Source organism: Paracoccus sp. KKT209 (genome assembly GCF_055635455.1).
The window spans coordinates 919,759-938,067 of sequence record NZ_CM145758.1 but is presented as its reverse complement, the minus strand read 5'-3'; the positions used below and the strand labels follow the sequence as shown (position 1 = coordinate 938,067).

The following is an 18,309-nucleotide window of genomic DNA, read 5'->3' as shown; positions in this document are numbered from 1 at the left end:
CCGCGTAGCGGAAATACCCGGGGAGGCGCCGATCAGGCGACGGGGGCAGCGTCCCCCTGCCCGCTCATCGGCTCCATGATGACCTCCTCGGCGCCGTCCCGGATGGCGGTATAGAAGCAGCTGCGGCGGTTGGTGTGGCAGGCCGGCCCCTCCTGCCGGACCAGCACCAGAAGACAGTCCCGGTCGCAGTCGACGCGCATCTCGACCAGCGTCTGCAGGTGGCCCGAGCTTTCACCCTTGACCCAGAAGGCCTGGCGCGAGCGCGACCAATAGGTGACGCTGCCCGTCTCCAGCGTCCGGGCCACTGCATCGGCGTTCATCCAGGCCATCATCAGCACCTCGCCAGAGGCGGCGTCCTGCGCAATGGCCGGGATCAACCCGTTGGTGTCGTATTTCAGGCTGAGAGCGTCGAACATCGGGTTTCCTTTCGCAGGGCGCGTCCCTATCTAGACCCGACGGATGCCGCGGGAAAGACCGCCAGGAGGATTGATGGCCGACAGCGATCTCATGCAGCTCTACTCGCGCCGCATCCTGGCGCTGACCACCCATATCCCCCACCAGGGCCAGCTGGAGGCACCGCAGGCCTCGGCCATGCGTCGTTCGCCGCAATGTGGCTCGTCCGTGACGGTCCATGTGGCCCTTGCGGAGGGTCGTGTCGCCGATTTCGCGCAGGAGGTGCGGGCCTGCGCCTTGGGCCAGGCCTCGGCCTCGGTCCTGGGCCAGTCGGTGATCGGTCTGGACCGGGCGCAGATCAGCGCGGCGCGGGACCAGTTGCGCGCCATGCTGAAGGACGAAGGCGCAGCCCCAGCCGCGCCCTTCGCGGAACTGGAGGCGCTTCTGCCGGCGCGCGCCTATCCCAATCGCCATGCCTCGATCCTTCTGGCATGGGACGCGACGCTGGATGCGATAGATCAGGTCGGCGCCTGATTTCCTGAAACAGTCATAAAAAAGGCCGGCCCCTGCCAGGGCCGGCTCAGTTGCGCGTGCTTGGACAGAGGCGGCGCACAGGCGGGCGCCAGCCTCGCAACGCGGGGCAGATCGACGGCTCAGGCCTGCAGGATCGCAGGCAGCCACAGGACGATGATGGTGGTGACGGTCAGGGCGGCGGTGCCGACAAGGTCGTGGATGAATTCGCGGGTCATGGGCAGCAACTCCTCTCTGTTGCCGCTTTGTTCTCATATTCTATCGATTCGGTAAAGAACAATTTAAGAACATTTGGGTATTACCCCACCTGGATCAGCCGAATCGCTTGGTCCTGCTGCATCAGCCACATCAGCAGGCGGACCATCTGGCCGCGCGGGCTGTCCAGCGTCGGATCGCGCTCCAGCAGGCTGCGGGCGTCCTGCCGGGCCACCGACATCAGGCCTGCCTGGTGCTCCAGATCCGCGATGCGGAACCGCGGCAGGCCAGATTGCGCCGTGCCGATGACATCGCCAGCGCCGCGCATCTCCAGGTCGACCTCCGCAATGCGGAATCCGTCCTCGGTGTCGCGCAGGGTGGTCAGGCGGCGCGCACCGGTTTTGTTCAGGGGCGGGTGATACATCAGCAGGCAGGTCGAGGCGCCCTGCCCCCGCCCGACCCGTCCGCGCAACTGGTGCAGCTGCGCCAGGCCAAAGCTTTCCGCGCGTTCGATCACCATGATCGTGGCCTCGGGTACATCGACGCCGACCTCGATCACCGTCGTGGCCACCAGCAGCTGCGCCCGCCCGGCCGAGAAATCCGCCATCGCGGCATCGCGCTGGTCGGGCGGCATCTGGCCATGCACCATCCGGACCCGTTCGCCGAACAGCGCGCGCAGATGGGTAAAGCGCGCCTCGGCCGCGGTCAGGTCGGTCACCTCGCTCTCGTCGACCAGGGGGCAGACCCAATAGGCGCGCGCGCCCTGTTCCAGCGCGGCGCGCAGGCGGGCGGTCACCTGCTCCAGCCGCTCGTCGCTGATCATCACGGTGGTGATCGGCTGGCGGCCGGGCGGCTTTTCATCCAGCACCGACAGGTCCAGATCGCCATATTGCGACAGCGCCAGCGACCGGGGAATGGGCGTCGCCGTCATGATCAGCATGTCGGGCGGCACCTCGCCCTTGGCCGACAGTTCCAGCCGCTGCGCCACGCCAAAACGGTGCTGTTCGTCGATGATGGCCAGGCGAAGATCGTGGAACTGCACGTCCTTCTGAAAGACCGCATGGGTGCCCACCAGGATGTCGATGCCGCCATCGGCCAGATCCGCCAGGATCTGGGCGCGCAGGTCACGCTTGTCGCGGCCGGTCAGCGCGGCCAGCCGAACCCCGGCAGCGCGGGCCAGCGGTTCCAGTGCGCGGGCATGCTGGCGGGCCAGGATTTCAGTGGGGGCCATCAGGACCGCCTGCCCTCCCGCCTCGACCGCAACCAGCGCCGACAACATGGCCACCAGCGTCTTGCCCGCGCCCACATCGCCCTGCAGCAGCCGGTTCATGCGGCGGTCGCTGGCCATGTCGGCGGCGATCTCCTCGACCGCGCGGGCCTGCGCACCCGTCGGCGGCCAGGGCAGGCTGTCCAGCACCATCCGGCGCAGCTGTCCACTGCCGGGACTGGCGCGGCCCTTCAGACGCCGCCTTTCCCGCCGCACCAGCGCCAGCGTCATCTGATGGGCCAGAAACTCATCATAGGCGAGGCGCGCACGGGCCGGGCTGTCCGGCGACAGCGCCGCGGCCGAGGTTGGCGCATGGGCCTGTGCCAAGGCCTCAGCAAATGACGGCCAGCCGCGCGTTGCCTTCAGCTGCGGGTCGATCCACTCCTCCATCTGGGGCAGGCGATCCATGGCGGCATCCACGGCCTTTGACATCCCCTTCTGTGTCAGGCCGGCCGAGAGGGGATAGACCGGCTCAAAGGCTGGGGGCGGCGCCTCATCCTCGCGCAGGATGTGGTCGGGATGAACCATCTGCGCCAGGCCGTCGAACAGCTCCAGCTTGCCGCTAACGACGCGGCGGCTGCCCTCGGGCAGCTGGCCCTCGATCCAAGCCTCGCGCGGGCGGAAGAAGACCAGCGTCAGGTCGCCCGCGCCATCGGTGCAATGGACGCGCCAGGGCCGCCCGCGGACCTGCGGCGGGTGATGGCGCAGGACCGTGACGACCAAGGTCACGATCTCGGGCGCGCGGGCCTCGGCAATGCGGTCGATGCGACGGCGGGTGATGCCGCTGGCCGGCAGCGTCAGGATCAGGTCGCGCGGCTTGTCGATGCCCATCTGTTCCAGCGCGGCGCGGCCCTTGGGGCCGATCCCGGGCAGGGTCTCGACGCCCGCGAACAGCGGGAACAGCGCCGGAGGGCGACCCTTGGGCTGGGTCATCCCGCCCCCGCAATGCGCAGCCATTCATCCTCGTCGATCACCGTCACCCCCAGTTCACTGGCCTTGGTGGCCTTGGACCCCGCGCCGGGCCCGGCGATCAAGAGATCGGTCTTGGCGCTGACCGAGCCCGCGACCTTGGCGCCCATCGCCTCGGCCCGGGCCTTGGCTTCGGCGCGCGTCATGCGCTCCAGCGTGCCGGTAAAGACCAGCGTCTTGCCCGAGATCTCGGTCTGCCGCGCCTGGGTGCTTTGGGCGGGCAGCACCGTCAGCTGCGCGAGCAGCCGGTCGATCCCCTCCCGCTCGGCCGGCTGCACGAAGGTCGTGACCAGCGAATTGACCAGCACGCCGCCGATCCCGTCGATGCCGGTCAGGCCCGCCCAGTTGGGGCTGTCAGAAAGGGTGGCCCGGCGGGCCTTGTCATCGGGCGCGGCAAAGGCGGGTTCGCGGGCGGCCCCGTCGATGACCGCGACCAGCGCCTCCCAGGTGCCGAAATGGCGCGCCAAGGTGGCCGATGCCACTTCGCCCACATGGCGGATGCCCAGGGCAAAGATCAGCCGGGCCAGCGGAATGCGCCGCTTGTCCTCGATCGCCGTGAACAGCTTTTCGACCGAGCGTTCGCCGAACCCCTCGCGGTTCTTCAGGCGCGCCAGGTTGCGACCGTCGCGGGCGGCCAAGGTGAAGATCTCGGCCGGCTCGCGGATCGGCAGGACGGGATCGGCAAAGAACATCTCGATCTGCCTGGCGCCCAGCCCGTCGATGTCGAAGGCGGCGCGGCTGACGAAATGCTTCAGCTTTTCCACCGCCTGCGCCGGGCAGATCAGCCCCCCGGTGCAGCGGCGCACGGAATCGCCCGGTTCGCGAATGGCCTCCGAGCCGCATTCGGTGCAGAGGGTTGGAAAGACATAGGGCCGGCTGACCTCCGGCCGACGCGACAGGTCCACATCGGCGATCTTGGGAATGACATCGCCCGCGCGATAGACCTTGACCCAGTCGCCCTCGCGGATGTCGCGCCCCTCGCGGATGAGGGCGCCGACATTGTCGCGCCCGGCGACGTAATCCTCGTTGTGCAGCGTCGCGTTCGAGACGACGACCCCGCCCACGGTCACCGGCTCCAGCCGCGCGACCGGGGAAAGGGCGCCGGTGCGACCCACCTGGATCTCGATCCGATCAAGCCGGGTCCAGGCGGTCTCGGCGGGAAACTTGTGCGCCAAGGCCCAACGCGGCGTGGTCGAGCGAAAGCCCAGACGCCCCTGATAAGCCAGGTCGTTGACCTTGTAGACGACGCCGTCGATGTCATAGCCCAAGGTCGCACGCTGCTGCTCGATCCCGGTCCAGACAGCGATCATCTCGGCCGTGTTGCGACAGAGGCGCGTCAGCGGATTGATCCGGAACCCCAGCGCCTGCAGCCGTTCGACCGCCTGCATCTGGGTAGGGGCCAGGGGCTGGGACAGCTCGCCCCAGCCATAGGCGAAGTAGCGCAGCGGTCGGCGGGCCGTCACGCCCGGGTCGATCTGGCGCAGCGACCCTGCCGCCGCGTTGCGCGGATTGGCAAAGACCCGCCCCCCTTCCGCGGCATTCAGCGACGCGAAATCCTGGTGATCCATATAGACCTCGCCCCTGACCTCAAGGATCCGGGGGACATCGCCGGAGAGGGACTGGGGGATATCGGCGATCGTGCGGGCGTTGGCGGTGACGTTCTCGCCCACCGTGCCGTCGCCTCGGGTGGCCGCCTGCACCAGCACCCCATCCTCGTAGCGCAGCGACAGCGACAACCCGTCGATCTTGGGTTCCGCCGTAACCTCCAGCACCGTGTCGGCCGGCAGGTTCAGAAAGCTGCGGACCCGCGCGGTGAAATCCTGCACATCCTCCTCGGTGAAGGCATTGCCAAGTGACATCATGCGCTGCGCATGGGTCACCTTGCCGAAACCCTCGGCCGGGGCGGCCCCGACCTGGGTGCTGGGACTGTCGGGCCGGGCCAAGTCCGGAAAGGCCGCCTCCAGCGCGATCAGCCGCGCCTTGATCGCATCATAACCGGCGTCCGAGATCTCGGGCGCGTCCTGCGTATGATAGGCCTGGTTCGCGCGGGCCACGCGGGCGGACAACTCTGCCATTTCGGCGGCTGCCTCATCGCGATCCAGCTTCTCGACCGGTTGTCCGTCGGACTGTGCCTGCGCCATCTTTGCCCTCTCTGCTTTCGGCGGCCCGCGAGCGGGCCGCTGTCAGCTTCGGGTATCGCCCAAGGCCGCGCGATCGTCCAGAAGGCGCGATGGCAGATCAGGCGCCGATGGCCAAGCGCTCGTCATTGGCGGGGCCAGGCTCGCGCAGCACATAGCCGCGGCCCCAGACGGTCTCGATGTGATTCTCGCCGCCCAGCGCCTCGGACAGCTTCTTGCGCAGCTTGCAGATGAAGACGTCGATGATCTTCAGCTCCGGCTCGTCCATGCCGCCATAGAGGTGGTTCAGGAACATCTCCTTGGTCAGGGTGGTGCCCTTGCGCAGGCTCAGCAGTTCCAGGATCTGGTATTCCTTGCCGGTCAGGTTCACCGGCTTGCCCCGCACCTCGACCGAACGCGCGTCCAGGTTTACGACGATCTCGCCCGTTCGGATCAGGGCCTGGCTGTGGCCCTTGGACCGCCGGATGATTGCCTGGATGCGGGCCTGCAGCTCCTCCCGATTGAAGGGCTTGGTCATGTAGTCGTCCGCGCCGAACCCGAAGCCGCGCAGCTTGCTCTCGGTGTCGTCCGATCCGGTCAGGATCAGGATGGGCGTGTCGATGCGGGCAAGCCGCAGGTGGCGCAAAACCTCCATCCCGTGCATGTCCGGCAGGTCGAGGTCCAGCAGGATCAGGTCATAGTCGTAGAGCTTGGCCAGATCGATCCCCTCCTCTCCCATGTCGGTCAGGAACACGTTGTAGCTGGCTGCGGTGAGCATCAGCTCGATCGCGCGGGCGGTGCTTGGGTCGTCTTCTACCAAGAGGATTCGCATGGCTAGGTCTATTCCCCCGATTCGCCGAATGTCATGTCGTGACCATCTCTCGAACAGGTTAATATGGTGTTACCTGCCTCTCCTCCGTTGTGGCCTAGTCAACTTGCGGTTGTCTATATTTTTGTAGTGCGGTGGCCTTCAAAGCCGCCATGCCGTGGCGCGCGACGGCATGGCACCAGCTGTCGAACTCCTCCTCCGACAGGCCGTATCGGCGCAGCGCATCCTCCCGCTTGATCAGCCCGTGCAGCACGGCCAGCACCACGGTCTGCTTGCGGCTGGCGACCCAGCGCGTGTCAGGGGCGGGCAGGTCCGCCACGCTGAGGATGCGGCCGCCGTCCAGGGTCACGATGCGCGGACCGAGGGATTTTTTTACGAACATTCCAGGCGTCCTTCGTTCAGGTTCTGCAAGTTCTGCGCGAAACCGCTTAAGCCACGGTTAGCCGGACCCGGATTCCGGCCTGCTGCGGGGTTGAGAATGGGCAGCATTTGCTTATATTTTGACGCAGTTCAGCTGCACCGGCCCCAGCCCCGAGGGCGAAAGATCATCCATGACCCTGCTTGCCCCCCATCGCGCCCCCGCGCGTGAGACCGAATTGAACAGCCTGGGCTTTGCCAAGCCGCCGGCGCAGACACGGGTGGTCGTGGCGATGTCAGGAGGCGTCGACAGTTCTGTGGTGGCAGCCAAGCTGAAGACCGAAGGCTATGACGTGATCGGGGTCACGCTGCAGCTTTACGACCATGGCGCGGCTCTAGCCAAGAAGGGTGCCTGCTGCGCGGGGCAGGACATCCACGACGCGCGGCGCGTGGCCGAGCGGATGGGCTTTCCCCATTACGTCCTGGATTACGAGAACAAGTTCCGGGAATCGGTGATCGACGAATTCGCCGATGCCTATCTGTCAGGCGCCACCCCGGTGCCCTGCATCCGCTGCAATGAGCGCGTCAAGTTCCGCGACCTGCTGGAAACGGCGCGGGATCTGGATGCTGACTGCATGGCGACGGGACATTACATCCAGCGCAAGGACGGCCCCCACCGGGCCGAGCTGCACAAGGCGGCCGATCCGAACCGCGACCAGAGCTATTTCCTGTTCTCGACGACGCAGGAACAGCTGGATTACCTGCGCTTTCCTCTGGGCCATCTGGTCAGCAAGGCGGAAACGCGGGCGCTGGCGGCGGAATACGGGCTGGCGGTCGCAGACAAGCCCGACAGCCAGGACATCTGCTTTGTGCCCAACGGCGACTATGCTGCCGTGATCGAGAAGCTGCGCCCCGGCGCCGCCGACCCGGGAGAGATCGTGGACATGGACGGCAAGGTGATGGGCACCCATCGCGGCGTCATCCACTACACGATCGGCCAGCGACGCGGGTTGGGCATCGGGGGCCTGGGCGATCCGCTTTATGTCGTCCGGCTGGAGCCCGAAACCCGCCGCGTGGTGGTGGGTCCCCGGGCCGCGCTGTCCACGGCCACGGTCAACGTGACCGAAGTGAACTGGCTGGGCGATCAGGCCTTCGAGGGCGAGATCGCCTGCCTGGTCCGCATCCGCTCCACCCGGCCGCCGCGTCCCGCGATCCTGCGCCCCCTGCCCGGCCGCCGCGCCGAGATCGAGCTGCTGGACCCTGAAGACGGCGTCAGCCCCGGCCAGGCCTGCGTCTTTTATGCCGCCGAGGGCACGCGGGTGTTGGGCGGCGGCTGGATCAGCCTGCGTCGGCGGCCAGCTGCCTGATCCGCTGCACCATCGCGCGCACGCCATTCGACCGCTGCGCCGACAGATGCTCGTCCAGGCCCAGGCGGGCCAGCGCGGCCTGCGCATCGATCGCCGCGACCTCCCCGGTCTGCACCCCTGAATACAGCGCGTGCAACACCGCGATCAGGCCGCGCACGATCAGCGCGTCGCTGTCGCCCTGAAAATCGAACCTGCCATCCTCGATCCGTGGCAGGATCCAGACCTGGCTGGCGCAACCGTCGACCTTGGTGGCCGGCACCTGGAAGGCCGGGTCCAGCGGCGGCATGGCCTTGCCCAGTTCGATGACATGGCGGTAACGCTCTTCCCAGTCGTCGAGAAAGTCGAAGGTCTCGGCAATGTCTTCGAATGCGGGGGTCGCCATGGGTCTCTCCTGTGTCGGGGCAAAGGGGTAACGCGCCGGGGCGCCGAGGTCAAAGAGGCTTTTCCGCACGGTCCCTTTCGCCTATCACCAAGAAGAAATGCCCGAGGATTGGACCATGACCCGACTGACCATGCCGCTGCTGATCGGCGCCCTGATCCTCTCCGGATGCGGCCGCATCGGGGACAGCGGCTGGAACCCGCTGCGCTGGCGCGGCGCGGCCGCCACACCCGAGACGCTGGCACCCGAGGGCGGCTATGATGTCAGGGCGGACCTCCGACCTGGCGTGCCGCGGATCGTGGAGGCCAGCTGGGAGCCCCTTGCGGAAGGCCGGCTTCTGGTGGTGCGAGGCTTTGCGCCGACCAAGGGCTATCATTCGGCGGCCTTGGTGACGGCGCGTTCGCAGCCGGGGGGGCGCCTTGGGCCGGACGCGGACGGTGTCCTGCGCCTGCGCTTCTTGGCCCTGCCGCCGCCCGCAGGCAGCCCGGCGTCGCGCCTGGCCGCAGATCCGCAGACCGACCAGATCGTGGTGGCCCTGCCCCTCAGCTTCCGCCAGCTGTCACGGATCACCGGCATCGAGATCAGCGGCGCCGGTGACGTCGTCACGCTCGGCCAGTAACCAGCTTGCACCACCGCCACAGCCGCGCTAATCCGCCTCTGTCGGAGGCGTGGCAGAGTGGTTGATTGCACCGGTCTTGAAAACCGACGTGGGTGAAAGCCCACCGTGGGTTCGAATCCCACCGCCTCCGCCAATTCGATTTGCCAAGCTATTGTTCTTGATAGAAAATCAAGCTTTATGTGGCTTTTCTTCCCCCGCAGCTTCCCCCAATTCACTTTGGAACATGTCGGATTGACGCGAAACAACTGACGCCGGGGGGGGGGCGATGAAGGTTGCGCATGCATCGCTGGCCTGACCCGCGCCGTAACCACTCGCAGATTTTATTGACCGTTTGTTTTTTGTGCAGCTAACGCTTTGGTAAAGGTGCTGCCTCGTCCAGATCCCGCTATCACCGCTATTTTTGATTTGCGGACGCGTGCATCATGCAGCCAAGCCGGTCCGGCTCCTTGGGCAACCAGTCTTTGCGGCTCCCCCCACCCCCTACCATGGGCGCTGTTCTCAGTGAAAACGAAGCGGCTCATCGGGTCTGGAGACGCCACCCCCCTTTTATTTTTCCGGGGGGCTACCCGTGGTCCCGCCTGACGCAGCACAGTGGCAGTCCATGCCGCACTCGCGCACGCATCAGGAATAAAATGGTGCGCTCTATTGTAGCGTGGCATCCGGGAAGGGCATTGGCTGGATCCACAGGGTTAGCGTCCCCCTTGCCCGTCTCGCCCCTCATCGTTCAGTTCTGCGCCGAATAGAACGCCGGGACTGGCACGCTTGGGGCCGCCATGTTCGGACGCCGCCATTGCCTCCAGAGTGAGGCGCAGGTCGTCAAGCGTCACGGCATCGTTCGCGACGCGAATGATATCCATCGCGGACTTCGGTATCGTTCCCCCAAACATCCGCCGGACTTCATCAAGGGTAAGTTTGTCGGTCATAAGATAGCCCCTCTTTGTCTCGCGCCCGTTTCGCTGAAGTTCAACATAGCCACCTTGCCTATGCATCACCAAACCAATTGGTCGCGATAGGCACTGGCCCGCGCGAAGATTGGGCGCATCCGCGTTGGCCCGTCATCACCGCACCTCTCGCAGTTGCGTGACGGTCCTGTGCACCCGTGAAAGCGTCAGCCTATGGCTTAGATGTAGATATGGACCACTCACGGGGCCGCTTGTTTACAGGAAGTCCCGCAAAGCGGCCCCGTCATGCAACCGCTTGCACCTCAACGGCAGGCGGTGGCGGATGAAGCGGCGCAACAGGTGCGCCGTCAGGTGTCATCATTGCGCGGGGGTTCTGAATTTTGCCGCCAGGACATGTAGGCTTTCGATGCCGGTTTCCCGTCGCAAGGTTCTTCCTCCAGCGCATACAAAGCCGCCTGCCCGATCCCGGACGGGCCAAGGTAGTGGTTACAGGTCTTGCGGATGAACCCGCGCGCCTCCAACTCGCGAAACCAGCGTGCGACGGTATTCCGGGCCACGTTCAATGATTGTGATGCGTCCCGGTGGGCGATGTTGCGCAAATCAGCCCCGAGCATGACTGCCCCCTTTCCCGCCATTCTTCAGCGGACTGCTTCGATCTCGGCCCTGCCAAGGGCCGAGAAGCGGTTCATGATGGCGATGCGGATCTGGATTTCGGCGGTCTGGCGGGCGGGGTCTCGTGACATGATCCTCTCGCCGAAGAGCTTCAGGCAGTTCATCAAAGCTTCGACCCGACTTCGGGCGTGATAGCCGGTCCACTTCTTCCAGAGCGCCCGGCCCAAGCGCCTGGTTGCCCGCAGGATCTCATTTCGCGCGGCAGCAGCGGGACAGTCTTCTTTCCAGGCGCGGCCATTGCGCCGGATCGGTATGACGGCATCCGCGCCTCGGTCGATGATCGCGCCATGGCATCGTCGTGTATCGTAAGCACCATCTGCGGTGACCGTGCCGATCGTCTCTTCCGGCAGGATCTGCGCCAGAAGCTCCGGCAGCAGCGGGCTGTCGCCTTGGCGGCTCGAGGTCAACTCGACCGCGCGCACATCCCCGGTGCCCGCGTCCATGGCGAGGTGGACCTTTCTCCATTGCCTCCGGCGTGACGGGCCATGTTTGCGGGTCTGCCACTCGCCGTCCCCGCGGAACTTGATACCGGTGCTGTCGATCAACAGGTTCAGGGGCTGCCCGGACGCGCGATACGGGACCTGCACCGCGATCCGCGCCTGCCGGCGGCACAGCGTCGAATAGTCCGGAACCGGCCAATCAAGCCCCGCCATCTGGATCAGGCTTTCAACCAGCCCGACCGTCTGCCGGAGCGGAAGCCCGAAGAGCACTTTCAGCGTTAAGCAGGTCTGGATGGCAGCGTCCGAGAAGGTCTCGGGTCGCCCGCGCTTGCCGGTCTTGTCGGCGTGCCAGACCGTCTCGGGATCGAACCAGACCGACAGCGAGCCGCGCTTGCGCAGCGCCGCATTGTAGTCTGACCAGTTCGTCGTGCAGTAGCGGATCGGGGAAGGCTTCGGCATGCCCTCGACCTAACCCTCAGGACGCGCTCAGTGAATCCCCCTCACTGAGATGTGCAACAAGGTCCCTCGGACGGGCTGGGGCCGCTCTACAACGCGCGCGCCTGCCAGGACTGCCATGTGAAGGACGGGCGCGGGCATCCGCCATCAGGCGCGAATGATGCCCGCGTGTCGATGTTTCTGCGCCTGTCCGTTCCGGGTGGCCCGGCTCCGGCAGGGATCAGCGGCTGGCAAGCGACCCGTCCCGACCCGGTCTATGGCGGGCAGTTGCAGGATTTCGCGACCTTCGGCCTGGCCCCAGAAGGGCAGATGCAGATCACCTGGACCGAGCGCCCGGTCCCGCTGGCCGACGGGACGGTGGTTCGGCTGCGACAGCCCGATTACGCCATTGCCGATCCGGGCTATGGCCCGCTGTCGCCCCGCCTGATGATGTCGCCCCGCGTCGCGCCGCAGATGATCGGCCTGGGACTTCTGGAGGCGATCCCGGCCGCCGACATCCTGGCGGCCGAGGATCCCGCCGATGCGGATGGCGACGGGATTTCGGGGCGCGCCCAGATCGTGATGTCGCGGGTCCATGGCGTGCCGATGCTGGGCCGCTTTGGGCACAAGGCTGGCAATGCGACGGTGCTGGAACAGTCGGCCGAGGCGTTTTCGGGCGACATGGGCCTTTCCACGCCGCTGCTTCCCTCGCCGCAGGGTGAATGCAGCTCGTCCCAGGCAGCCTGCCGCGACGCCCCGCATGGGCAGGAGCCCGGCATCCGCGACGGGCTGGAGGTCGATGCGCTCAGCCTGGACCTCGTGGCGCATTACGCCCGAAACCTGGGCGTGCCCGCGCGGCGGAACCTGGACGACCCGCAGGTGCTGCGCGGCAAGGCGGTGTTTCACGACCTGGGCTGTGCCGCCTGTCACCGTCCCAAACATGTGACGCATCGGCTGCACGACCAACCCGAGCAAAGCTTTCAGCTGATCTGGCCCTATACGGACCTGCTGCTGCACGACATGGGACCGGACCTGGCCGACAACCGCCCCGAAGGTCGGGCCGACGGTCGCGAATGGCGCACGCCGCCCCTTTGGGGGATCGGCCTGACGCAGGCGGTCAGCGGTCATAGCCAGTTCCTGCACGACGGCCGCGCCCGCACTCTGCTGGAGGCCGTGCTGTGGCATGGAGGAGAGGCCGCGCCCGCCCGCGATGGCGTCCTGTCCCTGCCGGCCGATGACCGCGACGCCCTGATCGCCTTTCTGGAGAGTTTATGATGCTGCGCCCTTTGATCCTGCTGATCGGGCTGGCGGGCGGGGCCGCGCAAGCGGACGTCGCCGCAGCCGTCCGCGACCACATCCTGCCCCGCCATGCCGACTTCGCGGCTGCCACCGCTGACCTTGCCCTCGTCACGCGTGACAGTTGCGCGCCGGATCGGGTCGGCCCGTCCTATCACGCCGCTTACGACGCCTGGATGGGGGTGCAGCACATCCGGCTTGGCCCGGCCGAGGCCGATGGCCGGGGCCTGGCCATTGCCTTCTGGCCCGATCCCAAGGCAAGCGGACTGCGCGCGCAGCAGGCGCTGCTGGCTGCCGACCCTGCCACGCTGACCCCGGACAGCATGGCAGAGCAGTCGGTGGCGGCGCGTGGCCTGACCGGGCTGGAACGCCTGCTGTTTCCGGCAGAACCCTGGCCCGCCGATCCCTGCCCCTTGATCCGCGCCACTGCCGCGGACCTGGCGCGCATGGCCGCCGACCTGGACCGCGACTGGCTTGAGGATTTCGGCCCGCTGGTCCTGACGGCCGGAGAGCCCGGCAACACGCGATTCCTGACGGAGGCCGAGGCTCGGCAGGCCCTCTTTACCCAGATCGTCACCGGACTGGATTTCATCCGGGACCAGCGGCTTGGCAGGCCGCTTGGAGGCTTTGACAGCCCGGCCCCCGACCGCGCCGAAGCGCGGGCTTCGGGGCGCAGCCTGCGCAACATCGCGCTGTCGCTGGCCGCGATCCATCAGATGGCCGCCGCACTGGTTCCCGACGCGCCGCGCACCCTGGCGGCGCTGGATCGCGCGTCGGACATGGCGCGGGACCTTGACGATCCGCTGCTGGCCGGAGTCGCCGCGCCCCAGGGGCGCCTGCGGGTCGAGGTCCTGCAGCAGGCGGTCGATGCCGCGCGCGTCGCGGTGGTCGAGGAGATGGGCCCTGCCCTTGGCGTGACTATGGGCTTCAACGCGATGGATGGCGACTGATGACGACGCGACGGATGGTCTTGGCCGGCTTGGCTGCCGCGGCTGTGCCGGTCCCGGGATGGGCCGATCTGGGCAGCCCCGCCTGCCTGGCGGCAGGCAAGGCCGGCGATGTCCATGTGCTGCATGGTCTTGCGGCCGACGGGCGCAGCCTGTTTGCCATCGACTTGCCCGGCCGGGGACATGCCGCCGCCGCCCATCCCCGCCTGCCGCTGGCCGTGGCCTTCGCGCGCCGTCCGGGTACCTTTGCAGTGGTGCTGGATTGCCGCACGGGTGCGGTCCGGGGCCACCTGACACCCCCGGAAGGGCGCCAGTTCAATGGCCACGGCGTGTTCTCCGCCGATGGCAGGACGCTGTTCACCTCAGAGGTCGTGTCCGAGACCTCGCAGGGGCGCATCGGGCTGTGGGAAACGGACCGCTTCACCCGCACCGACGAGTGGGCTTCGGGCGGCATCGGCCCCCACGACCTGAAGCGCCGATCCGACAACAGCATCGTGGTGGCAAACGGCGGCATCGCGACCGATCCCCAGGACCGGTCGAAGCTGAACATCGAGACCATGCGTCCGAACCTGACCCTGCTGTCGGCGGATGGGCAGCTGCTGGACCAGGTTGAGCTGCCGCCGGCGCTGCGCAAAAACTCGATCCGCCACCTGGCCCTCAGCCCGGATGGTCTGGTCGCCTTTGCCATGCAGTGGGAAGGGGACCCGGCGAAGGCTGTTTCCCTACTGGGCCTGTGGCGCCCCGGCAGCCTGCCCCTCCTCTGCGCCCCGCCTCTCCCCGAACTGTTGCGACTGCAGGGCTATGTGGGGTCGATCGCCATGGCAGCCAACGGACTTGTTGCCGTGACCTCGCCCCGCGGAGGCGTGGTGATGATCCATGCGCCTGACGGGACGCATCTTGCCACCCACAGCCGGGCCGATGCCTGCGGCGTGGCGCCCCAAGGCGAGGGTTTCATCGTCAGCGATGGCAGCGGCGTCCTGTGGTCCTGCACCACGGCCCTTTTCCGTCCCCTGCGAACCGCCGGTCCGGCCTGGGACAACCACTTGGTCGCCCTGACCTGAGCCATTCGTCCTCTGCCGGCTCGTCGACACGGCGCCTCCGTTCCCGACAGACTGCGGACACTGCCGCGGGATCGTCGCTCTTCAAGAGGCTCGATCTGCCCGATTGCCGCGCGCCTGCGGCAGGGGTCGGGATCAACGTGTTCACCGCGATCGCGGATGGCGCACGCGGATCTCTATCGGCAGGTTGCCGCCGCTGAGCGTCGCGGGTGCCCTGGCTTTTGGAAGAGCAGGCCACACGACCCATCGGCAGGCGTGTTTCAGACCGTCAGGGCATCGCCTGAACCACGGTCGACATGCCGGGACGCAGGGCATCGGCGCCGGGCTGATCGCGGTCGATGGTGATCCGGACCGGCAGGCGCTGGGCGATCTTGGTGAAGTTTCCCGAACTGGCGGTCGCGGACATCAGGCCGAATTCGGATGCGGTCGCCGGGGACAGGGCCGCGACATGTCCGGTGAAGCCCTCCCCGCCCAGCGCATCGACCGTAAACCCGATCCGGGTGCCGGGGACCAGGCCGGCGATGTTCGTCTCGCGGAAGCTGGCGATGATCCACAGATCTTGGCCGACATGAGAAACAAGGGCCGTTCCGGGCGTCACATATTGCCCGACATGGACCCCCAGCTGCCCCAGCCTGCCGTCCGCAGGCGCGCGGACGACGGTGTTGTCCAGATCGATCCGGGCGAGTTCGACCGCGGCCTCGGCGCCCTCGATCTCGGCGTGGCGCGCGTCCAGGGCGACCTCGGCGGAGCGGATGCTCTCGGTCTGGACCTCAAGCTGGGCTGCGGCCTGGATGCGGGCGGCCTCGGCCTGCTCCAGCGCCAGTTGCGCCTGGTCGGTCGCGGATTGCGAGGCGACACCCCGATCCAGCAGCTGGCCCGCCCGATCCGCCTGCGAGCGGGTATTCGTCAGGGCCGATCCCGCCGCATCCAGCCCCGCCTGGCTGGCCCGGGCGGCGGCCTCGGCCGAATGGACGCTCTGCTCGGCCACCTTCAGGGCCGCCCGGGCGCCTGCCAGCTGCGCCTCGGCCTGGGCCAGCCTCTGCCGGGGGATGCGGTCGTCGATCCGCGCGATGACGTCGCCCGCAGCGATGTCCTGGTAATCCTGCACCTCGACCGCCGTCACGTAGCCGGCGACCTGGGGGGCGACCTGCGTCACCTCGGCCCGAAGATAGGCATTCTCGGTCCGCGGCGTCGCGGGCGCGAAAGGTGGCAGGTGCCAGGCGAACAGCAGCAACAGGACACCGGCAGCGCCTAGGATCAGGGCGATGACGGTTGGCAGAAGGGCGGTCTTTTTCATTGGTCGGTTTCCATCAGCTTGAGAGCCATGCGGTCGCGCAGCAGGTGCAGCACCAGGGCCGCGGCCGCGATCAGCGCGGCCCATCCCGTCAGCGCGTAGGCATCGGCATAGGCCTGGGTCCACGCCTGCAGGCTGGCCTGCTGCGCCAACTCGGTCGCGGCCTGCAGGCGGCGGAGGGCCGCATCGGGCACGGTGCCGGCCAGCCCGGCCATCCGGCGTGCCAGGGCCTGCACCGTCGCCGGGTCGGTCGGTGTCACCTGCGCGGCAAGCTCCTGCAGGTGCAGCGCCTGCCGGTGCGTGGTGAAGGTGGTGAAGAGGCCCGAGCCCAGCACGCCGCCAAGGCTCTGGGTCGAGATGAAGACGATGACAAAGGACAGGATGTACTGCGGCCCCTTGGACAGCGCCGAAATCAGCCCGGCCATCATCGCGGGCGGCATGAACAGCATTCCGGCAAAGCCCACCAAGGCCTGCGTTGCGATCATCTGCGCAGGCCGCCAGTCGGGCGTCACCTGCGCATCCAGAAAGGCGGCGCCCGCGATGATCAGCAGCGCCACGAGGTGAAAGGCCGCGACGCGCTGCGGGCGCATCCAGGCGATGCAGGCCAGCGCCCCCATCACCCCGGCCAGCGATATGATCGCAAACAGCCCGACCATCTGGTCCGGCCCCATGCCCAGCACCTGGAACATGCGCGGGGCACCGGCCGACTGTTCGGACAGGATCAGGCGGAACAGCAGCAGCGTGCCCGTCAGGTGCAGGATCGCGGGGCTGGCCAGCCACCGGATGTCCAGCAGCGGCGCGCTGCGCTTCAGTTCGACCGCGACGGCGAGGGTCAGCGACAGGACGGCTGTCGCCAGCAGGACGCCGATCCAGGAAACATCCGTCCAGTTGTAGATCGGCCCCATCACGAAACCGATGATCAGCCCGCCGAAACCCAGGCCGATCAGCATGAAGCTGAGAAAGTCCAGCGGCTCGATGACCTTCTGGCGCGGGATGGGGCGCAGCGGCAGGGCCAGAACCAGCATCAGCGATACCAGCGCCATGCCCAGCCCGGCCATGTGGACGTTCGCCATGCCGCCATCGCCGATCAGCGACGGCCCGATCACCCGCGCCAGCGACGGGCCGGTCATTAGCACGACCATCGCCAGCGGCAGGCCCAGCACCATCTTGGCCTGCGGCGACAGGGGTTCGAGCATGTAGAGGAAGGCGAGGGTCGACAAGGGCGCGGCCGCAGCCCCCGCCAGCGCCTGAAGGACCAGCGCCGACCGGAAGTCGCTGGCCCAGATCGAGGCCAAGGCGACCGCCGCATAGATGACGACGCCGATCTCGGCAAAGCGGCGCAGGCCGAACTGGGTCCGGATCTTGATCAGCAGGACAGGCAATGCCGCGCGCGGGATCATGTAGACCGCCAGCAGCCAGGCCGCCGAGGTCGTGGTGATCCCCAGATCGCCCGCCAACTGCGGCAGGCTGGTCGACACGAACCCCTGCTGCAGGCCCTGCGACAGCCCGATCACCGTCGCTGCCGCCATGAAGGCCAGTGCGCGCCCCGCCGGCAGGGGCGGATGCGGCACGGGGGCCGCGGCAGGTGCCGCGGGCGCGCTCATGACTTGTCCATCCGCTTGAGGTTCTGGGTGATGCGCGTCAGCACCTCGGCGGCCTTGGCAAGGTCCTCGGGCGGGATGCCTGCCAGCACCTCGCGCCGCAGACGGCCGGTGAATTCGACGATGGCGCTGTCCCGGCCGCGGGCGGTCAGGACCAGCGCGTTCTTGCGCCCGTCGCCATCCAGCGGCTCCCGCGCGACGAATCCGTCGGCGACCAGCGCGTCGATCTGGCGCTTCAGGGTGGGTGCCTCGATCGCCAGCTCCGCCGCCAATTCGGTTTGCGTGATACCATCGTGCCGCGCCAGCGCCGTCAGCGTCCGCGCCCGCGACAGCGTCAGGCCATGGTCCCGGGCACGCCGGTCATAGGTGCGCCGCAGGGTGCGGATGACGTGCAGCAGGATGTCGATGAACGGCGCGTCACGCAAAACTTGGCCTCCAATGCTCTTGGTTAGCTAGCTAAGTATCCGGCCATATGGGGTCAACGGGCGCCGCAGCAATTTTTTGCACATTGTGCAGATTTGACGAAATCAGTCTGATGGCACAACGGGTACGTCAAGCCAGCCCTGTTTCGGAACTGTTCGAGAAAAACATGATTCGGCCCGACTGACCGAGCCGCCGTGGACTAACCAACCATTCAGGGA

Annotated in this window: 18 protein-coding genes and 1 tRNA gene; 7 read left to right on the top strand and 12 right to left on the bottom strand. The window is 67.4% G+C overall.

Going from position 1 to position 18,309, the window contains the following annotated elements:
* Window positions 1-32 precede the first annotated feature (32 nt).
* On the bottom strand, window positions 33-416 hold the full coding sequence (gene hisI, locus ACZ2G3_RS04620) for a phosphoribosyl-AMP cyclohydrolase (RefSeq protein WP_470397957.1): 384 nt from the start codon (window positions 414-416) through the stop codon (window positions 33-35).
* Window positions 417-489: 73 nt separating this feature from the next.
* Between hisI and ACZ2G3_RS04615 the strand changes: the two genes are divergently transcribed.
* The gene (locus ACZ2G3_RS04615) at window positions 490-927 is read left to right on the top strand and encodes an iron-sulfur cluster assembly scaffold protein (RefSeq protein WP_470397955.1); all 438 of its coding nucleotides are present in this window, start codon (window positions 490-492) and stop codon (window positions 925-927) included.
* 295 nt (window positions 928-1,222) lie between these two features.
* On the opposite strand, the gene recG is transcribed toward ACZ2G3_RS04615, so the two are convergent.
* From recG to sciP, 4 genes are all read right to left on the bottom strand, one after another.
* Window positions 1,223-3,319, bottom strand: a complete 2,097-nt coding sequence (gene recG, locus ACZ2G3_RS04610) for an ATP-dependent DNA helicase RecG (protein WP_470397954.1) — start codon at window positions 3,317-3,319, stop codon at window positions 1,223-1,225.
* The gene (gene ligA / locus ACZ2G3_RS04605; protein ID WP_470397952.1) at window positions 3,316-5,496 is read right to left on the bottom strand and encodes an NAD-dependent DNA ligase LigA; all 2,181 of its coding nucleotides are present in this window, start codon (window positions 5,494-5,496) and stop codon (window positions 3,316-3,318) included. The genes recG and ligA overlap by 4 nt, the downstream gene beginning before the upstream one ends.
* A 97-nt stretch (window positions 5,497-5,593) precedes the next feature.
* Complete coding sequence (gene ctrA / locus ACZ2G3_RS04600) at window positions 5,594-6,304, bottom strand: response regulator transcription factor CtrA (protein ID WP_419271277.1); 711 nt, start codon at window positions 6,302-6,304, stop codon at window positions 5,594-5,596.
* Window positions 6,305-6,398: 94 nt separating this feature from the next.
* On the bottom strand, window positions 6,399-6,683 hold the full coding sequence (gene sciP, locus ACZ2G3_RS04595) for a CtrA inhibitor SciP (protein ID WP_470397950.1): 285 nt from the start codon (window positions 6,681-6,683) through the stop codon (window positions 6,399-6,401).
* 169 nt (window positions 6,684-6,852) lie between these two features.
* On the opposite strand from sciP, the gene mnmA reads away from it, so the two are divergent.
* Window positions 6,853-8,025, top strand: a complete 1,173-nt coding sequence (mnmA, locus tag ACZ2G3_RS04590; RefSeq protein ID WP_470397949.1) for a tRNA 2-thiouridine(34) synthase MnmA — start codon at window positions 6,853-6,855, stop codon at window positions 8,023-8,025.
* Here the strand turns inward: mnmA and ACZ2G3_RS04585 are convergent.
* Window positions 7,997-8,407 (bottom strand): SufE family protein, encoded by a 411-nt coding sequence (locus ACZ2G3_RS04585; RefSeq protein ID WP_470397947.1) that lies wholly within the window; start codon window positions 8,405-8,407, stop codon window positions 7,997-7,999. The two genes, mnmA and ACZ2G3_RS04585, sit on opposite strands and share 29 nt — an antisense overlap.
* Window positions 8,408-8,522: 115 nt before the next feature.
* Between ACZ2G3_RS04585 and ACZ2G3_RS04580 the strand changes: the two genes are divergently transcribed.
* Both ACZ2G3_RS04580 and ACZ2G3_RS04575 read left to right on the top strand, forming a co-directional pair.
* Window positions 8,523-9,023, top strand: coding sequence for a hypothetical protein (locus tag ACZ2G3_RS04580; RefSeq protein WP_470397945.1), 501 nt, complete (start codon window positions 8,523-8,525; stop codon window positions 9,021-9,023).
* A 43-nt stretch (window positions 9,024-9,066) separates the two neighbouring features.
* Window positions 9,067-9,156, top strand: a tRNA-Ser gene (locus tag ACZ2G3_RS04575).
* Window positions 9,157-9,712: 556 nt separating this feature from the next.
* Here ACZ2G3_RS04575 and ACZ2G3_RS04570 read toward each other — a convergent pair.
* The 3 genes from ACZ2G3_RS04570 to ACZ2G3_RS04560 all read right to left on the bottom strand — a co-directional run bounded on the left by ACZ2G3_RS04570 (window position 9,713) and on the right by ACZ2G3_RS04560 (window position 11,496).
* Window positions 9,713-9,946, bottom strand: a complete 234-nt coding sequence (locus tag ACZ2G3_RS04570) for a hypothetical protein (protein ID WP_470397943.1) — start codon at window positions 9,944-9,946, stop codon at window positions 9,713-9,715.
* 326 nt (window positions 9,947-10,272) lie between these two features.
* A complete protein-coding gene (locus tag ACZ2G3_RS04565; RefSeq protein WP_470397941.1) occupies window positions 10,273-10,539 on the bottom strand; it encodes a hypothetical protein in 267 nt (88 codons plus the stop codon).
* A 24-nt stretch (window positions 10,540-10,563) separates the two neighbouring features.
* Window positions 10,564-11,496, bottom strand: coding sequence for an IS5 family transposase (locus ACZ2G3_RS04560; protein ID WP_470397939.1), 933 nt, complete (start codon window positions 11,494-11,496; stop codon window positions 10,564-10,566).
* A 51-nt stretch (window positions 11,497-11,547) separates the two neighbouring features.
* Here ACZ2G3_RS04560 and ACZ2G3_RS04555 point away from each other — a divergent pair, with 51 nt between their 5' ends.
* The 3 genes from ACZ2G3_RS04555 to ACZ2G3_RS04545 are packed head-to-tail and all read left to right on the top strand — an operon-like array spanning window position 11,548 to window position 14,776.
* The gene (locus ACZ2G3_RS04555) at window positions 11,548-12,747 is read left to right on the top strand and encodes a di-heme oxidoreductase family protein (protein WP_470397937.1); all 1,200 of its coding nucleotides are present in this window, start codon (window positions 11,548-11,550) and stop codon (window positions 12,745-12,747) included.
* Window positions 12,747-13,718: an imelysin family protein gene (locus ACZ2G3_RS04550; RefSeq protein ID WP_470397936.1), complete on the top strand. Its 972-nt coding sequence runs from the start codon at window positions 12,747-12,749 to the stop codon at window positions 13,716-13,718. The genes ACZ2G3_RS04555 and ACZ2G3_RS04550 overlap by 1 nt, the downstream gene beginning before the upstream one ends.
* A complete protein-coding gene (locus ACZ2G3_RS04545; protein WP_470397934.1) occupies window positions 13,718-14,776 on the top strand; it encodes a DUF1513 domain-containing protein in 1,059 nt (352 codons plus the stop codon). The genes ACZ2G3_RS04550 and ACZ2G3_RS04545 overlap by 1 nt, the downstream gene beginning before the upstream one ends.
* A gap of 265 nt (window positions 14,777-15,041) precedes the next feature.
* Here ACZ2G3_RS04545 and ACZ2G3_RS04540 read toward each other — a convergent pair whose 3' ends face one another.
* Genes ACZ2G3_RS04540 through ACZ2G3_RS04530 form a run of 3 tightly spaced genes read right to left on the bottom strand, consistent with a single transcriptional unit; the run spans window position 15,042 to window position 18,093 of the window.
* Window positions 15,042-16,070, bottom strand: coding sequence for an HlyD family secretion protein (locus tag ACZ2G3_RS04540; RefSeq protein WP_470397933.1), 1,029 nt, complete (start codon window positions 16,068-16,070; stop codon window positions 15,042-15,044).
* Window positions 16,067-17,671, bottom strand: a complete 1,605-nt coding sequence (locus tag ACZ2G3_RS04535) for an efflux MFS transporter permease (RefSeq protein WP_470397931.1) — start codon at window positions 17,669-17,671, stop codon at window positions 16,067-16,069. The genes ACZ2G3_RS04540 and ACZ2G3_RS04535 overlap by 4 nt, the downstream gene beginning before the upstream one ends.
* Entirely contained in the window at window positions 17,668-18,093 is a 426-nt protein-coding gene (locus ACZ2G3_RS04530) for a MarR family winged helix-turn-helix transcriptional regulator (RefSeq protein ID WP_470397930.1), read from the bottom strand. The genes ACZ2G3_RS04535 and ACZ2G3_RS04530 overlap by 4 nt, the downstream gene beginning before the upstream one ends.
* Between the last annotated feature and the right edge of the window lie 216 nt (window positions 18,094-18,309).